At 71.4% G+C, this 15,515-nt stretch carries 15 protein-coding genes and 1 pseudogene; 9 read left to right on the forward strand and 7 right to left on the reverse strand.

Going from position 1 to position 15,515, the window contains the following annotated elements; translation table 11 throughout:
• The first annotated feature begins 83 nt into the window (after positions 1-83).
• The 3 genes from IE329_RS32500 (at position 84) to IE329_RS32510 (ending at position 2,658) form a co-directional block, all read left to right on the forward strand.
• Positions 84-455: an STAS domain-containing protein gene (locus IE329_RS32500; protein ID WP_190214615.1), complete on the forward strand. Its 372-nt coding sequence runs from the start codon at positions 84-86 to the stop codon at positions 453-455.
• A 172-nt stretch (positions 456-627) separates the two neighbouring features.
• A complete protein-coding gene (locus IE329_RS32505) occupies positions 628-1,593 on the forward strand; it encodes an LLM class F420-dependent oxidoreductase (RefSeq protein ID WP_190214616.1) in 966 nt (321 codons plus the stop codon).
• A 171-nt stretch (positions 1,594-1,764) separates the two neighbouring features.
• Positions 1,765-2,658, forward strand: a complete 894-nt coding sequence (locus IE329_RS32510) for an SDR family oxidoreductase (protein WP_190214617.1) — start codon at positions 1,765-1,767, stop codon at positions 2,656-2,658.
• Between the two features lie 215 nt (positions 2,659-2,873).
• On the opposite strand, the gene IE329_RS32515 is transcribed toward IE329_RS32510, so the two are convergent.
• The 3 genes from IE329_RS32515 to IE329_RS32525 form a co-directional block, all read right to left on the reverse strand.
• On the reverse strand, positions 2,874-3,320 hold the full coding sequence (locus tag IE329_RS32515; RefSeq protein WP_190214618.1) for a PGPGW domain-containing protein: 447 nt from the start codon (positions 3,318-3,320) through the stop codon (positions 2,874-2,876).
• 35 nt (positions 3,321-3,355) lie between these two features.
• Positions 3,356-3,925, reverse strand: a complete 570-nt coding sequence (locus tag IE329_RS32520; RefSeq protein ID WP_190214619.1) for a CorA family divalent cation transporter — start codon at positions 3,923-3,925, stop codon at positions 3,356-3,358.
• Positions 3,926-4,011: 86 nt separating this feature from the next.
• Complete coding sequence (locus IE329_RS32525; RefSeq protein ID WP_190214620.1) at positions 4,012-4,248, reverse strand: DUF6213 family protein; 237 nt, start codon at positions 4,246-4,248, stop codon at positions 4,012-4,014.
• Between the two features lie 285 nt (positions 4,249-4,533).
• Here IE329_RS32525 and IE329_RS32530 point away from each other — a divergent pair, with 285 nt between their 5' ends.
• The 4 genes from IE329_RS32530 to IE329_RS32545 are packed head-to-tail and all read left to right on the forward strand — an operon-like array spanning position 4,534 to position 8,804.
• The gene (locus IE329_RS32530; RefSeq protein ID WP_190214621.1) at positions 4,534-5,811 is read left to right on the forward strand and encodes an ABC transporter substrate-binding protein; all 1,278 of its coding nucleotides are present in this window, start codon (positions 4,534-4,536) and stop codon (positions 5,809-5,811) included.
• Positions 5,808-6,761, forward strand: a complete 954-nt coding sequence (locus IE329_RS32535; RefSeq protein ID WP_373311367.1) for a carbohydrate ABC transporter permease — start codon at positions 5,808-5,810, stop codon at positions 6,759-6,761. Before IE329_RS32530 ends, IE329_RS32535 begins: the two co-directional genes overlap by 4 nt.
• Positions 6,758-7,591 (forward strand): carbohydrate ABC transporter permease, encoded by an 834-nt coding sequence (locus IE329_RS32540; protein ID WP_229927949.1) that lies wholly within the window; start codon positions 6,758-6,760, stop codon positions 7,589-7,591. Before IE329_RS32535 ends, IE329_RS32540 begins: the two co-directional genes overlap by 4 nt.
• A gap of 34 nt (positions 7,592-7,625) precedes the next feature.
• On the forward strand, positions 7,626-8,804 hold the full coding sequence (locus tag IE329_RS32545) for an ABC transporter ATP-binding protein (protein ID WP_190214622.1): 1,179 nt from the start codon (positions 7,626-7,628) through the stop codon (positions 8,802-8,804).
• A gap of 54 nt (positions 8,805-8,858) precedes the next feature.
• On the opposite strand, the pseudogene IE329_RS42115 reads toward IE329_RS32545, so the two are convergent.
• From IE329_RS42115 to IE329_RS32565, 4 genes and pseudogenes are all read right to left on the reverse strand, one after another.
• Positions 8,859-9,478, reverse strand: a pseudogene (locus IE329_RS42115) (DUF6328 family protein).
• Positions 9,475-9,972, reverse strand: coding sequence for a flavin reductase family protein (locus tag IE329_RS32555; protein WP_190214623.1), 498 nt, complete (start codon positions 9,970-9,972; stop codon positions 9,475-9,477). Before IE329_RS32555 ends, IE329_RS42115 begins: the two are co-directional and overlap by 4 nt.
• A 431-nt stretch (positions 9,973-10,403) precedes the next feature.
• Positions 10,404-11,474 carry a YihY/virulence factor BrkB family protein gene (locus IE329_RS32560; RefSeq protein ID WP_190214624.1) on the reverse strand — a complete coding sequence of 357 codons (1,071 nt, stop codon included), beginning with the start codon at positions 11,472-11,474 and terminating at the stop codon, positions 10,404-10,406.
• A gap of 110 nt (positions 11,475-11,584) precedes the next feature.
• On the reverse strand, positions 11,585-11,785 hold the full coding sequence (locus IE329_RS32565) for a hypothetical protein (RefSeq protein WP_190214625.1): 201 nt from the start codon (positions 11,783-11,785) through the stop codon (positions 11,585-11,587).
• Between the two features lie 1,177 nt (positions 11,786-12,962).
• Here IE329_RS32565 and IE329_RS32575 point away from each other — a divergent pair.
• Positions 12,963-14,120 (forward strand): lytic polysaccharide monooxygenase, encoded by a 1,158-nt coding sequence (locus IE329_RS32575; protein WP_190214627.1) that lies wholly within the window; start codon positions 12,963-12,965, stop codon positions 14,118-14,120.
• A 101-nt stretch (positions 14,121-14,221) separates the two neighbouring features.
• Complete coding sequence (locus IE329_RS32580; protein WP_190214636.1) at positions 14,222-15,451, forward strand: cellulose binding domain-containing protein; 1,230 nt, start codon at positions 14,222-14,224, stop codon at positions 15,449-15,451.
• Positions 15,452-15,515: the final 64 nt, after the last annotated feature.

Below are 15,515 nucleotides of genomic sequence, written 5' to 3' on the forward strand. Positions count from 1 at the left end.
GCAGCGCGACCCCTCGGTGTAGGCAGGACCGCTCCTGACAAGTACGGTTGTCCCATGCAATCACTGAGCGGGCGATCTGAACGATGACCGACAGTGCCGCAGCCCGGTTCACCACGGCCGACCGGGACAGCCCCGCCGGCCCGGTCGTCGAAGTCACCGGCGAACTCGACTACGACAGCGCCCCAGGCCTGCGTACCGTGCTGCACCGCGCCCTGGCGGTACGGCCCGCCCCGCCCAAGCTGGTGATCGACCTCGGCGGCCTCACGTTCTGCGACTCCACCGGCCTGAACGCCCTGCTGCAGGCCCGTATCGACGCCGAACGTCAGGGCACGGTGGTCCATCTGGCCCGGCCGACCCCTGCGGTGGCCCGAGTGCTGGAGATCACCGGCGCCGACCAGGTCTTCCCCGTCGACCCCGGTCCTCCTGCGGTCGTCCCGGACAGCCCCACCACCTGACGGCACCTTGCGGGATCATCATGATCTCGTCCGTTCGGCACCTCCGGGCGCCCGGACGGCCCCGGCGGGCAGGCCGGCCCGGCCGGCCAGGTGCTGGTGCCGGGAGGCCGAGGTAGGGGAATCCACCGGATGGTCCCGTTTCGTCCCGAACATCCCCGGGCAGGCGCCCGGCATGGTTGACATCGGCTACACGATGATGAGCGAGCACTGCGGCCCCCGACAGTTGGTGGAGGACGTGGTGCTGGCCGAACAGGTCGGCTTCGACTTCTCCGTCGCCTCCGACCACTACTCGCCCTGGCTGCAGGAACAGGGTCACGCGCCCTATGTGTGGAGCGTCCTGGGCGCGGCGGCGCAGGCGACCCGACGGATCCCCCTGATGACCTACGTCACCTGCCCCACCATGCGCTACCACCCGGCGGTGGTCGCACAGAAGGCCGCGACGGTCCAACTGCTCTCCGAAGGCCGCTTTCGGCTCGGGCTGGGTTCGGGTGAGAACCTGAACGAGCATGTGGTGGGCGGGGGCTGGCAGCCGGCCGACGTCCGGCAGGAGATGCTGGTGGAGGCCGTCGGAATCATTCGGGACCTCTTTGCCGGCGGCTGGGTCAACCACCGGGGAAGGCACTTCAACGTCGAGTCCGCGCGCCTGTGGGACGTCCCCGAGCCTGCCCCGCCGATCGGCATCGCCGTCTCCGGCGAGCAGTCCTGCGCCATCGCCGGCGAACTCGCCGACCTGGTCATCGCGGTGGAACCGGACCGGGCCCTGTTGGAGTCCTTCGACCGGCACGGCGGCGCCGGAAAGCCCCGGGTCGGTCAGCTCCCCGTCTGCTACGACGCCGACCGTGACACCGCCGTCGCCCGCGCCCACGATCAGTTCCGCTGGTTCGGCGGCGGCTGGAAGGTCAATGCCGAACTTCCCGGTCCGAGCGCCTTCGCCGCGGCGAGCAAGTTCGTGCGGCCCGAGGACGTCGCCGCGGCCATCCCCTGCGGCCCGGACGTCGCCCCCTTCGTAGAGGCGGTGAGGGCCTTCACGGACGCAGGGTTCACCGAGGTCGCCCTGGTGCAGATCGGCGGGGACGCCCAGCGCCCGTTCCTGGAATGGGCCGAGAAGTCCCTGCTCCCGGCCCTCCGGGAGCTCTGACACCTCACCGGAGACGGCGAGCGACTGGAAACGGTCAGGCCCGACGCCCCCGTGCCCCCTGAAGATGCCCGGCGGCCGCCACCGACCGGGTTCGGGCCGTCCCCACCGCGCGGCGCGTTCCGGAGCGGCCCCGGGGGTCGAAATAACGGCGGGCCCCGACGAAGGAGAGACATGCCCACCGACCAGTTCACCCCGCAGGACCCGGCGGGCCGGTACCCCCGCCCTGACTTCGCCGAGCAGAGCCAGCCCCACCCCGGGTCCGGTGCCCGGATGGATCCCGAACCCGACCACGGCGAGGACAGCTACCGCGGCAGCGGCCGACTCGTCGGCAGAAGGGCGCTGATCACCGGAGGGGACTCCGGCATCGGGCGGGCCGTGGCGCTCGCGTTCGCCCGAGAGGGTGCCGATGTGGCGTTCTGTCATCTGGCAGCCGAGGAGGAGGACGCCGGCGTGACGGCCCGGCTGGTCGAGGGGGCCGGTCGGCGCGCGCTCGCGGTGCCGGGCGATCTCCGCGAGGAACAGTTCTGCGCGGACCTGGTCACCCGGACCGTCGAGGCCCTGGGTGGCCTGGACATCCTGGTCAACAACGCCGCCTACCAGATGTCCCGGCCCGAGGGGCTCGCGGCCATCAGCACCGAGCAGTTCGACCGGGTGATGAAGACCAACCTGTACGCCCTCTTCTGGCTGTGCAAGGCGGCGTTGCCGCATCTGCGCCCCGGGGCGTCCATCATCAACACGGCGTCCGTGCAGGCCTACCGGCCGAGCCCGCACCTGCTGGACTACGCCACCACCAAGGGCGCCGTCGTCACCTTCACCCAAGGCCTGGCCCAGCAGCTGGCGCCGGAGGGGATCCGGGTCAATGCCGTCGCGCCGGGACCTGTCTGGACGCCGCTCATCCCCGCGACCATGGCCGCCGAGAAGGTGGCCGAGTTCGGAAGGCAGTCTCCGCTCGGACGTCCGGCGCAGCCGGCCGAGATGGCTCCGGCGTACGTGTTCCTGGCCTCGCAGGAAGCGGGCTGCATCACCGCCGAGATCGTCAACGCCACCGGTGGGACACCCCTGTAGAGCCTGCAGCCGGTTCTGCGGCCGGAACCCGCACACACAGCCGTGGGCCGTTACCACCCAGGTGGCGGCCCACGGCCGTGCTCGCGCGGCGGTCCGCCGCTCAGACGGGGCCGCCGTACTGCCTGATCTCGTCCTTGGCCCGGCCAGGTCACACCCTGTCCGAGCGGGCGGGGCCCCATGGCGACGTCGGTGCGGTGAAGCCTCGGACGGACCGCTCAGGCCCGCCGCGTGCGCCCGCCGTGGACCCGGCGGTGGCTCCAGGCCAGCAGGACCAGCAGCACGACGCCCGACAGGATCAGGCCGGAGCCGGTGCTCCAGCCCGCGAAGGGCACCCACGGCAGCAGCCCCCACGCCACACCGGCGCCGATCAGGCCGAGGCCGGCCAGCACCGATCCGGCGATCCGCCACCCAGAGGCGACGCCGGCCTCGGCCCCTTGCATCGCCCGGGCCCGCACCGGCTCGACGTACCGGGCCAGGGAGGGGACGGCACGGGACAGCAGGACCAAGCCTGCGAACACCAGCAGCAACCCGGGGCCGGGCAGCACCAGCAGGGCCACGCCCACCAGGACGAGGACGCCCCCGCCGGCCGCCAGGGCCACCCGCGCCACGGGATGCGGCACCGTCGCGGGTGCCTCGTCGTCCGCTCGCCGCACTTCGTCCATCCCGCCACCGTAGTCCTGGGGCCGGACCCGGCGGCTCACAGCCACCCCCGGCGCCGGAGGTGGATCCGGAGTCCCGCGCAGACCATGAACGTCACGCCCACCACCAAGGGGTACCCGAAGCGCCAGGCGAGTTCCGGCATCTGGTCGAAGTTCATCCCGTAGTCCCCCGCCACCATGGTCGGCACGGCGATCGGCGCGGCGATGGCGCTGATCCGGCGCATGTCGTTGTTCTGTGCCACGCCGATCTCCGCCATCCGGGCGTCGTGCGCGCTGTCCAGGAGCTGCAGCAGCGTGTCCAACCGGGCGAGGCCGTGCCGCAGCAGGTCCGCCGTTTCGCGCCACCGGGCGGCCTCCTCGTCCCCGTCGTCGCCGTTCTGCCGGAGGGCCAGGGCCGCCGGTGCGACGACCCGTCGCAGCCGGAGGATCTGGCGTCGGAGACGGTGGATCCGACGGGCGGTCCCGTCGTTGTTCCGGGGCCGGGCGCGGGATTCCTGCGAGCTGCCCGGGACGTCGCCCTCCGGGTCGACGTCGTCCACGGCCTCCTCCAGCGCCGCGACGGAGTCGAGCCAGCTCTCCGCGATGCCGTCCACCAGGGTCCGCAGCACCGGCCCCGGTCCTCCGCGGGGCCACCGGGTGCGTGGTGGTAGGCCGGGCGGCCCGCATCCTCGCGGCAGCGCCCCGCCGTGGTCGCTCACGGCGGTGGTTCGGTCGACACGAAGTCGATGCATTCCACGTCGATCTGATCGGCGATGTTGCGCAGGACGGACGCGACGGCTGTGACCGTCGGGGTGTCCAGCTCGGAGTCCGTCGCGGCGGTCCAGTGCCGGCTCTGGTCCGCCAGCCCCCGCAGGAGTGCCGTCACCTGCTCGGCGGGGATCACCAGGCCCTCGCCCAGGCCTCGGATCAAGGGCACGTTCAGTCGCTCCATCGTCGCGCCTCCTCACCTGGCCACGCCATGGCTGTGTTCGGCTTCTGTCCGGCCCGCCGCCCGCCAACCCTCCTGCGCGGAGGTCTTCCGTCCGCCTCCGTCCCGGGCCGGTGGAGCGGCACGACCCGGTCGGTCGTCGCAGGCCCCGCCCGGTTGTTTCCCGACGCCGTGTGATCGGGCTGGGCCGTCCGGCTGACGTCGCGCCGAGGGCGGAGCGTCACCCACAGCGACGGCGTCCTCCTTCGTACCGTGAGGTCATCCGTCGCCACCGACAGCAGGAGTGCGATGCCCAGGGGCCCGAATCTCCGCTCGCGGTGGCTGACCGCCGTGGCCGCGCTACCGGTACTCGCCTCCGTCCTCGTGGGCTGCGGGAGCAGCGGGGGCAGCGGCCCGGTGGCGCTGAACTGGTACAACTTCCCGGACGACTCGGGTGCCCTCCAGGAGGCCGCGGACCGTTGCGGCCAGGCCTCGGGCGGTCGGTACGTGATCCACTACAACAAGCTGCCGCGCACCGCCGACGGGCAGCGTCAGCAGTTGGTCCGCCGACTGGCCGCGCACGACGCCGGGGTCGACATCATCGGCCTGGACGTCACCTGGCCGGCGGAGTTCGCCGAGGCCGGCTGGATCCGCGAGTGGACCGGACCGGTGAAGGAGCAGGCGACCGCCGACACCCTTGCGGCCGCGGTGCAGACCGCCACCTGGAAGGACAAGCTGTACGGCGCCCCCTACAACTCCAACACCCAACTGCTCTGGTACCGCGACGATCTGGTGCCGACGCCGCCCCGGAGCTGGGCCGAGATGCTGGCCCAGGCCGATGCCTTGGCGAAGGCCGGGAAACCGCACTACGTGGAGATCCAGGGGGCCCAGTACGAGGGGCTGACGGTCTGGTTCAACACGCTGGTCACCAGCGCCGGCGGCACCATCCTCACACCGGACGCGCAGGCGCCCTCGCTCGGGCCGCCGGCCGTCGTCGCCGCCGGGATTATGCGGGACACCGCCCGCTCCGCCGCGGCCGACCCGTCGCTGCCCAACCAGATGGAGGACCAGAACCGGCTCGCCATGGAGTCCGGCACGGCCGCGTTCGAGCTGAACTACCCCTTCGTCTACCCGTCGATGAAGGCGAACCAGCCCGAACTCTTCCAGCATTTCAAATGGGCGCCGTACCCCGGGGTCACGGCGGACCGGCCGGCCACGGTGACGATCGGCGGCATCGACCTCGCGGTCGGCGCCTACGGCAAGCACCCCGACCTCGCCTTCGAGGCCACCCTCTGCCTGAGGGACCGCGAGAACCAACTGGCCAACGCGCTCAAAGGCGGCCTGCCGCCCTCGCTGCGCAGCCTCTACCAGGCCGCGGAACTGACCGAGAGCTACCCCTTCGCCGCCGATGTGCTGGCCGCACTCGACACCGCCAGCGTCCGGCCGCAGACACCCGCCTACCAGAACGTGTCGATCGCCATCTCGCACACCCTCTCGCCGCCGGCCGCGATCAAGCCCGAGAGCACGGTCGCCGACCTCCGGGGGCAGATCGAGGACGCACTCGGCTCCAAGGGGTTGATCCCGTGACCACCTCCGCCTCCACGCCCGCCGCATCCGGCGCGCCCACCGCGGCCGGCCGGCAGGGCCGCGCCGGGCTGTCCGAGGGCGCCCGGCAGGAACGCCGGCTGGGCCTGCTGCTCTGCGCGCCCGCCGTGATCGTGATGGTCGCGGTCACCGCCTATCCGATCGCCTACGCGATCTATCTCTCGCTGCAGCGCTACGACCTGCGGTTCCCGGGGCAGGCCCGTTGGGTGGGGTTCAGCAACTACTGGGCCGTGCTGACCTCGCCCTTCTGGTGGCAGGCGCTCTGGGTGACGGTGCTCATCACGGTGGTGTCGGTCGCCGTCGAACTGGTGCTCGGCATGGCGCTGGCGCTGGTGATGCACCGGGCGATCTTCGGCCGGGGCACCGTCCGCACCGCGGTCCTGATCCCCTACGGCATCGTCACCGTCGTCGCGGCGTACTCCTGGCAGTACGCCTGGACACCCGGCACCGGATACCTGGCCGCACTGCTGCCCGCCGGCAGCGCGCCGCTGACCGACCAGTGGCAGGCCATCGGGCTGATCATCCTGGCCGAGGTCTGGAAGACGACCCCGTTCATGGCGCTGCTGCTGCTCGCCGGCCTCGCGCTCGTCCCGGGCGAGACGGTGCGCGCGGCGATGGTCGACGGCGCCACCTTCTGGCAGCGGCTGCGGCTGGTGATCCTGCCGCTCATGAAACCCGCGATCCTGGTCGCGCTGCTGTTCCGCACCCTCGACGCATTCCGGATCTTCGACAACATCTACGTCCTGACCGGCGGCTCCAACGACACCGGCTCGGTGTCCATCCTCGGCTACGACAACCTCTTCACCGCCCTCAACCTGGGCATCGGGTCGGCGATCTCGGTGCTGATCTTCCTGTGCGTGGCGGCCATCGCCTTCGTCTTCATCAAGATCTTCGGCGCGGCAGCGCCGGGCGGCGAACCGGAGCGGCGATGATGTCCCACCGCAACAGGACCCTCACCGGATGGGGCGTCGTCAACGTCCTGGTGGTGCTCTACGCCCTGTTCCCGGTGTGGTGGATCGTCGCCCTGTCCTTCAAGGACCCGAGCACGCTCAGCGACGGCAACTTCGTCCCCCGCAAGTGGACCTGGGAGAACTACCACGGGATCTTCCAGACCTCGGAGTTCACCCGCGCCCTGATCAACTCGATCGGCATCGCGGTGATCGCCACCACCATCGCCGTGGTGCTCGGCACGATGGCCGCTTACGCGGTGGCCCGGCTGCGCTTCCCCGGGAAGCGGCTGCTGATCGGCATGTCGCTGCTGATCGCGATGTTCCCGCCGATCTCGCTGGTGTCGCCGCTGTTCAACATCGAGCGCGTGCTGGGCATCTTCGACACCTGGGTGGGGCTGATCATCCCCTACATGACCTTCTCGCTGCCGCTCGCCATCTACACCCTGTCCGCTTTCTTCCGCGAGATCCCGTGGGATCTGGAGAAGGCCGCCAAGGTGGACGGCGCCACCCCCTGGCAGGCGTTCCGGCTGGTGATCGCCCCGCTCGCCGCGCCCGGTGTCTTCACCACCGGCATCCTGGTGTTCATCTTCTGCTGGAACGACTTCCTGTTCGCGATCTCGCTGACCTCCACCACGGCGGCACGCACCGTCCCGGCGGCGATCGCGTTCTTCACCGGCAGTTCGCAGTTCCAGCAGCCGACCGGCTCGATCGCCGCGGCCGCCGTGGTGATCACCGTGCCGATCGTGATCTTCGTCCTGCTGTTCCAGCGCCGCATCGTCGCCGGCCTCACCGCCGGCGCAGTCAAGGGTTGAGCCCGCCCGCCCGGGCGGACCAGGAAGGCAGACCGTGGCCGAGATCGTCCTAGAGGGCATCACCAAGCGCTACCCGGACGGCGCCCTCGCCGTCCAGGACTTCAACCTCACCATCGCCGACGGCGAGTTCGTCATCCTGGTCGGCCCCTCGGGCTGCGGCAAGTCCACGACCCTCAACATGATCGCCGGGCTGGAGGACATCACCGAGGGCACCCTGCGGATCGACGGCCAGGTGGTCAACGACCGTGCGCCCAAGGACCGCGACATCGCCATGGTGTTCCAGAGTTACGCCCTCTACCCGCACATGAACGTCCGCGACAACATGGGCTTCGCGCTCAGGCTCGCCAAGGCCGACAAGGCCGTCATCAACGCCAAGGTCGAGGAGGCCGCCCGCATCCTCGACCTCACCCAGCACCTCGACCGCAAGCCCGCCAACCTCTCCGGCGGCCAGCGTCAGCGCGTCGCGATGGGCCGGGCCATCGTCCGGGACCCGAAGGCCTTCCTGATGGACGAGCCGCTCTCCAACCTCGACGCCAAGCTCCGGGTGCAGATGCGCACCCAGATCGCGGCCCTGCAGCGCAGACTGGGCACCACCACCGTCTACGTGACGCACGACCAGGTCGAGGCGATGACCCTGGGCGACCGCGTGGTGGTGATGCGCGGCGGCGTCGTCCAGCAGGTCGGCACGCCCCAGGAGCTCTACGACGAACCCGTCAACCTCTTCGTCGCCGGGTTCATCGGCTCGCCCGGCATGAACTTCCTGGCCGCGACGCTGGAACAGGGCAGTCTGCGGACCTCCCTCGGCGACCTGCCGCTGGAGGACCGCGTCCGCCGCCGGCTGGAGGGCAGGGACGTCCCGCGCGACCTCATCGTCGGCATCCGGCCCGAGGACTTCGAGGACGCAGCTCTCGTCGACGAACGCCACACCGGCCACACCTGTTCGGCCACGGTCGACGTCCGGGAGTCCGTCGGCTCCGACGTCTACGTCCACTTCACCGAGGAGGGCGGTCCGGCCGGCACGGCCGAACTGGCCGAGCTGGCGGCGGACTCCGGGCGCGCCGACACCGGGATGCAGGGCCACCGGATCGTTGCCCGGCTCAGCCCCGCCACCCGCGCCGCCGAGGGCAGCCCGCTCGACCTGTGGCTCGACGCCTCCCGCATCCACGTCTTCGACCCCGCCACGGGCATCAACCTCACGCACCCGGAGCGGTAGCGCCCGCACCGCCCGGCCGTTCCCGGCAGCGGGCGGCGGTGCGCCCGGCAACCCTCACCGTCCTGCTCGTCGTCCGGCGTCCTTCCGGTCCCGGTGCGCCGCCTCGGGGCCGCCGCGACGCCCTTCTCCCCGGTGCCGTGCGGCGGCGCGGTGGAGGACGAGCTGGGGGAGCAGGAGCCAGGTGGTGGTGAACCAGAGCAGGACGCCGGCGCTGAGCACCCAGGCGACGGCCGGGCTGCCCGTTGCGGTCCGCAGGAGCAGCAGGAGCGCGGCCGTGATGGTCAGCGGCAGGGTGACGAGGCCGACGGAGATGAGACGGCCTGCGACGCGGATGAGCTCGGGCTTCATGTCGCGGCCGGCGAGGAAGCGGTGGAAGGCGACGGGGGCGACGAGCACTCCGGTGGCGATCGCGCCGAGGACCACGGCGGCGACGTACCGGTGCTTGTCGAAGTCGGGCAGGGCTGCGAAGCGGGCATGAAGGCGACGCTGATCAGGAAGCCGAACAGGATCTGCGCGCCGGTCTGGGAGACCCGGACCTCCTGCAGCATCTCGCTCCACACCCGGTCGGCACGTTCCTGGGGCGTCTCGTCACGCCCGTCGGTCGTCCCCGTTCCGCCGGACTCGTCCCGTGCTGTCTGCGGGCGCGTGCCCCGGTCACTCGTGTCGGGCTTCATGCCGGGTGGCCGGGCTTGATGTCGGTGACGTCGTGCAAGGTCAGGGAGGTGTCCGGGGCGGCGGTCCCGGTGCGGGGTGTGCGCCCGCCGACCGGTTCGAGGAGGAAGCCGACGTGGTCCCCCCAGTCGGCGCGGTCGATGACGCGGCCGACGAAGCAGGCTTCCGCATCGGTCAGCAGGGGTACTCCGGAGGGTCCCACCGTCCAGGCGACGCCCGCGAACTTGTCGACGCTGTCGCCGCTCCGGCCACCGAACAGTTCGGCCAGCTCAGGGCGGTTCTGGGGGATCAGGTGGACGGCCAGGGTGTCGCTCCGGGAGGCGACCCCGAAGGTGTGGTTCGCCTTGGAGATCCACACGACGAACCGGGGTGGATCGATCGAGCACTGCCCGGCGAAGCCGACCAGGCACCCGCCGAGTTCCGCGCCGTCCGCGGCCGTGACGACGTGGACCGGGGGGTCCAGGAGAGCGGTGAAGGTGTCGAACGGGCTGTCCATGGTGACTCCAGGGTGCGGGCGGGCCCGGAAGCGGCCGGCGGGCCACCTGCGGCCGGGCATGCGAGAGGGTGGCCTCGGCGCCGAGCCCCAGCGGTCCGGTACGGCAGGTTCTCCTGGGTGACACCGTGGCTCCGATCACGTAGCGCGGCGGCGTCGTCGAGCTTGCGGTGGAGAGCGTTCCCGGCGTGGCGTTCGGTGTTTCCGAGCAGCGCCGGAAGGAGCGGGGAACGGTTCCTGCCCCCGGCCGTTCGGGTCTTCCTCGGGCCCCGGTCCTGCGAGGGGCACGGTGAACCACCGTGTGCCCGACGGTCCCCGCCGCGGTGAGGCGGCAACGACCTGTCCGCCCGCCGGACGACCCTCTGCGACCCTACGGGGCCGGGGGAGCTGTGCCGCCGACCGCTTCAGCGGTGTGCTCCCGGCGATCGGTCGTCTCAGCCTTCGGCCGTCGAGCCCGGCCCCGATTCGGACGGCCAGGTGCTGGTGTCGCGCGGCTCCACGTACGGCTCCTCGTCAGCGGGGTGGCCGCCTTCGATGGCGCGGGCCCGGGAGAGCTCGGCGTCGAACTCCAGGCCGAGCAGGATCGCGAGGTTGGCGAGCCAGAGCCAGACCAGGAAGACGATGACGCCGGCGAGCGTGCCGTAGATCTTGTTGTAGGAGGCGAAGTTCGCGACGTAGGAAGCGAACCCGGCCGATGCCGCCAACCAGATGAGTACCGACAGGGCACTGCCGGGGGTGATCCACCGAAGGCCCCGTCCCCGTACGTTCGGCGCGGCCCAGTAGAGCACCGCGATCATGCCGACGACGAGCAGCAGCAGGACGGGCCACTTGGCGTAGGCCCACAGCGTGAGTGCGGTTCCGCCCAGGCCGAGAGCCCGGCCGGCACGGTCCGCGAGGGGGCCGGTGAAGACGACGATGACCGCGCTCGCCGCGAGCATCACCATCAGGAGGACCGTGAGGCCGAGTCGCAGCGGCGTGACCTTCCAGATCGGGCGCCCCTCGGCGACGTCGTAGACGGCATTGGCGGCGCGGATGAAGGCCCCGACGTAGCCGGATGCGGCCCACACGGCTGCCAGCAGGCTCACCACGCCCAGCACCGAGCTGGGGCCGCTGCTGTTCTGCAGCTGGCCGACGGCGTCGCGCAGCAGGTCCGTGGCCGGTCCAGGTGCGAGGTCCTGCAGGTTGTCCAGGATTCCCTGGGTCGCCGTTCGTCCGATCACCCCGAGGGTCGAGACCAGGACGAGCAGGGAGGGGAAGATGGCCAGCACGCCGTAATAGGTGAGGGCGGCGGCGCGGTCCGGGAGTTCGTCCGCGAGGAACTCCTTGCCCGTTCGGCGCAGGACCGCCCACCACGCCCCGTGCGGCAGGTCCGACAACTCGTCGGGGGCCGCGCGCTCGACCTGGCGACTCGGGCCCGGGGATTCCGCCCGATCCTCGCCTGGGTGCGGACCGGTCGGTGGGTCTACGCCGGCCGGTTCCTGGTGATTGCCGGACTCAGGTGCCATGGGGAGCGCCTTTCCCGAAGGGCCCGGACGAACCGCAAAGCGGACGCAGGGCTGACGGGTGGATCGCAGGACCGCCACTCCGGCTGTCCGCCGGGACGGGCAGGGTCCGCTCAGGGATTGCGGGGACGATCGAGCTCGGTGGGCGGGCGGAGCCCGAGGAAGTGCGAGAGCGCGGGCGGCGCGCTCTCGGGGTCTCGCGGCCGGGCTTCGTAGCAGGTCCAGCTGCAGAACCCGGCCGGGTTCCAGGTGGTCGGCCGTCGGCACTCGCCGCAGGTCATGGCTTCGGTTGCCTCGTGCTGGGTCTGAACCATTGTGGTCACCTGCTCCACGCGTGCCGTCTGCCCACGCCTGCCACGGCCCCGGATGGTGCGCATACCCTTCAATCATGTCGGTCACACGCCTCCGGACGCGGGTCCAACCGCGTCCAGGGAGCAGGCTTCGCCCGCCAACGGGTCTCGCACCGGTCCCGCCGCCCCGCGACGAGCCGGACGGATGACCTGCGCCGCACAGGGGAGCCGCGCCACGACGGCGATCCGGCCGGCGGGTGGAGGCAGGTGAGTGGGCGAGGGAGCCTGCCAACGTGCTCTCGGCTCCGGAGCTGCCGCCTGTGAGTTGCCGGTGAGCCGGCTGGCTACGGGGATTGCCGCAGGAGCGGTCGTGGGGACGTTGCGGCACGGCCCCGGGTGGGTCGGCGGACCATGAAGCCGATCATGGCCCATCGAATCATCGTCCAGGAGTGGGCCCGGCTGGTCTCGTGGTCCCGGGCGGAACGCCGGTGGGCGGTGAGCCACGAGAACGTGCGCTCCACCGCCCACCGCTTGGGCTGGACCTGGAAGCCGCCCCGCCCCCTCGCATCCGTCGTCGGCGAAGCGGCCAGGCACCAGTACGCGGACGAACCCTGCGGCATGGCCATCGCCTGCTCCTCGCTCCCGACCGCCACCCCACCGCGCGCACCTGAGCCGAACGCACGACTGGAGGGTCTTCGCCCCGATCCCACTTCGGCGTCGAGCCCTCGGGCCTCCGGATCGCGCAGCGGTTCGGCGCGAGGGCCCGCGTGAGGGCCCGCGTGAGGGTCGGTCGCGGCGGGGGTGGTGGCGCCCGGCGGGTGGGCCGGCAGGAAAGGCGTCCGGTCGCCGCCGCATCGGCGACCGTCCGGTCGCCGGCCCCGGCGCCCGGGCGTTGTCCTGCGTGCCCCCTCGGCCGGCCCCGGCGTCCGGGGCCACCCGACCGGAGCGCCACGGGCGAGGCGGCGCTCACCGAGACCGGCAGAGCAACGGCGTCTCAACTCCCTTCCCCTTCAAGGACTTGATCGTTCCATCCCCCTCGGACCCGCCCGTTTACACACACTTGACAGCCCGCTACTTTGGAGAGTGGGAGCGCTCCCAAATATGCCTCCACTGCTGGCATGAGCATGATCTTTCCACCCAGACGCCTTGCCCGGCCGGGACGGCACGGGCGGGCCCCATCCACCAAGGTGGTGAACGTTCCATGTCACGACGCAAGATCTCCTCGATCGTCGCGGCCCTCGCAACCGCGGCCGCAACGATCTGCGCACTGCTGCTGGGCCTGGCACCGGCGCAGGCGCACGGTGTGGCAATCGTGCCGGGCTCGCGTACGTACCTGTGCTACCAGGACGGGCTCACCGGGACCGGTGCGCTGACGCCGACCAACCCGGCCTGCCAGGCCGCCGTTGCGCAGAGCGGCACGACCCCGCTGTACAACTGGTTCGCCGTGCTGGACTCCAACGCGAACGGTCGCGGCCAGGGCTACGTCCCGGACGGCACCCTGTGCAGCGCCGGCAACAAGTCCCCCTACGACTTCTCCGCCTACAACGCCGCCCGTGACGACTGGCCCAAGACGCACCTCACCTCCGGTGCCACGATCGAGGTCGACTACTCCAACTGGGCCGCGCACCCGGGTGAGTTCCGGGTCTACCTGACCAAGCAGGGCTGGTCGCCCACGACTCCGCTGGCCTGGGCCGACCTGAGCCTTCTCGCCACCGTCCCCAACCCGCCGCAGGTGGGCACCCCCGGCACCGACGGCGGTCACTACCACTGGAACACGACCCTTCCGTCGGGCCGGAGCGGCGCCGCCGAGATGCTCATCCAGTGGGTGCGCTCGGACAGTCCGGAGAACTTCTTCTCCTGCTCCGACCTCGTCTTCGACGGCGGTAACGGCGAGGTGACCGGCATCCACCTGCCGACCTCCTCGTCCTCCCCGACGGCGACCGCGACGCCGACGCCGACATCCACCCCGACCCCCACCTCCTCCTCGACGGCGACGCCGACGTCCACCCCGACCGCCACGCCGACGGTGACGCCCACCAGCACGATGCCGAGCAGCGGCTGCATGGCGACGTACGCCATCGTCGGTTCCTGGAGCGGCGGCTTCCAGGCATCGGTCGAGGTGATGAACCACAACTCCGCGCCGATCAGCTCCTGGACACTGAAGTGGCAGACGGGCACCGGCACCACGATCACCAACCTGTGGAACGGGACGCTGACCACCGCCGGCAGCAACGTGACGGTGAAGAACGCGGCCTACAACGGCACCATCTCCGCGAACTCCAGCACGACCTTCGGCTTCACCGCCAACTCCACCGGCAACAACTTCCCGACCGGCTCGATCTCCTGCACCGCCTCGTGACCCCGCGCCCCGGGTCGGGGCCGCCGTGGCCTGCGGCGGACCCGCCCGGGACCCGCACGAGCAACCGACAACGCACCGACGACGTAAGGAGGTTAGGCATGATGCCAAGCGACGCCCGGGCGCGCGGCGGCCGGCTCGGCCCGGGAGCGGTGTTCGCCGTGCTCGCAGTGGTCCTCGGACTGCTGGCCGGGTTCGGTCAGCGCCCGGCCTGGAGTGCGGGCAGTGCGGCCTGCCAGGTCTCATGGGCGGACAACGGATGGACCGGCGGCTTCACCGCGCAAGTGTCGGTCACCAACTCAGCTGTTGCAGTGAGTAGTTGGAAGCTGACCTGGACGTTTCCCAGTCAGCAGGTGACCTCGGCCTGGAACGCGCAGATCAGCCAGAGCGGCACCACCGTCACTGCGAGCAACCTGAGCTACAACGGGGTTGTCGCCAGCGGAGGTTCGGTGGCCTTCGGACTGCAGGGCACTTGGTCGGGCAGCAACCCGACCCCCACCGACTTCGCCTTCAACGGGGCCTCCTGCCAAGGTGGTTCCGGTACCACTTCCCCGACGCCCACCAACAGCGGCAGCTCCATTCCAACCGCTACCCCTACCCCCACGGCGTCCACCCCCATCCCCACCTCCACCGCCGGCGGAGGCACCGGTTGCTCCGGTGCCGTGGTCTGCTCGGGCTTCGAGGACCAGAGCGGCAGCAGCCTGACGGGTGACTGGGCCGTCGCCGCCCCCGACTGCTCGGGCACCGGCGCGGTGACCGTCGACACCTCGACCGCCCGCAGCGGCAGCCGCTCGCTGCGGGTCAACGGCCAGGCCGGCTACTGCAACCACGTGTTCGCGGCCGCCACCAAGAGCATCTCCCCGGTCGGCCCCGTGGTCTACCTCCGGTACTGGGTGCGCCACACCACCGCGCTGCCGGCCGACCACATCGCCATGGTCACCATGGAGGACGCGAACAACGGCAACAAGCACCTGCGCCTGGGCGGCCAGAACGGTGCCCTGCAGTGGAACCGCGAGTCCGACGACGCCACGCTGCCCGCGCAGAGCCCGACCGGTGTCGCTCGGAGCATGCCGCTGCCGGTGAACCAGTGGGTCTGCATCCGCTCCGCCGTGGACACCACCAAGCAGTCCATGGACACCTGGTTGAACGACCAGCAGGTGCCCGGTCTGCACAACGACGGCATCCCCACCGCGGACATCGACCAGCAGTGGCTCAGCCGCGCCACCGTTCCGCGGCCGATCACCCTGAACCTCGGCTGGGAGGCCTACGGCAACGGCACCGACACGCTCTGGTACGACGACGTGGCCCTGGGCTCCTCGCCGATCGCCTGCTGACCTGCTGCCGACACGGCCGCGCCCGCACCCTGCGGGGCCCTGCGGCCTGTCGCAGGGTGCGGGC

The sequence above is a fragment of the Kitasatospora indigofera genome (genome assembly GCF_014655955.1).
In the GTDB taxonomy this organism is placed as follows: Bacteria; Actinomycetota; Actinomycetes; order Streptomycetales; family Streptomycetaceae; genus Kitasatospora; species Kitasatospora indigofera.

Excerpts from the sequence above, each read along its gene's own strand:
- IE329_RS32500 (WP_190214615.1), top strand. The coding sequence starts at position 84 with ATGACCGACAGTGCCGCAGCCCGGTTCACCACGGCCGACCGGGACAGC.
- IE329_RS32505 (WP_190214616.1), top strand. The coding sequence starts at position 628 with ATGGTTGACATCGGCTACACGATGATGAGCGAGCACTGCGGCCCCCGA.
- IE329_RS32510 (WP_190214617.1), top strand. The coding sequence starts at position 1,765 with ATGCCCACCGACCAGTTCACCCCGCAGGACCCGGCGGGCCGGTACCCC.
- IE329_RS32515 (WP_190214618.1), bottom strand. The coding sequence starts at position 3,320 with ATGGACGAAGTGCGGCGAGCGGACGACGAGGCACCCGCGACGGTGCCG.
- IE329_RS32525 (WP_190214620.1), bottom strand. The coding sequence starts at position 4,248 with ATGGAGCGACTGAACGTGCCCTTGATCCGAGGCCTGGGCGAGGGCCTG.
- IE329_RS32530 (WP_190214621.1), top strand. The coding sequence starts at position 4,534 with ATGCCCAGGGGCCCGAATCTCCGCTCGCGGTGGCTGACCGCCGTGGCC.
- IE329_RS32540 (WP_229927949.1), top strand. The coding sequence starts at position 6,758 with ATGATGTCCCACCGCAACAGGACCCTCACCGGATGGGGCGTCGTCAAC.
- IE329_RS32555 (WP_190214623.1), bottom strand. The coding sequence starts at position 9,972 with ATGGACAGCCCGTTCGACACCTTCACCGCTCTCCTGGACCCCCCGGTC.
- IE329_RS32560 (WP_190214624.1), bottom strand. The coding sequence starts at position 11,474 with ATGGCACCTGAGTCCGGCAATCACCAGGAACCGGCCGGCGTAGACCCA.
- IE329_RS32565 (WP_190214625.1), bottom strand. The coding sequence starts at position 11,785 with ATGGTTCAGACCCAGCACGAGGCAACCGAAGCCATGACCTGCGGCGAG.
- IE329_RS32575 (WP_190214627.1), top strand. The coding sequence starts at position 12,963 with ATGTCACGACGCAAGATCTCCTCGATCGTCGCGGCCCTCGCAACCGCG.
- IE329_RS32580 (WP_190214636.1), top strand. The coding sequence starts at position 14,222 with ATGCCAAGCGACGCCCGGGCGCGCGGCGGCCGGCTCGGCCCGGGAGCG.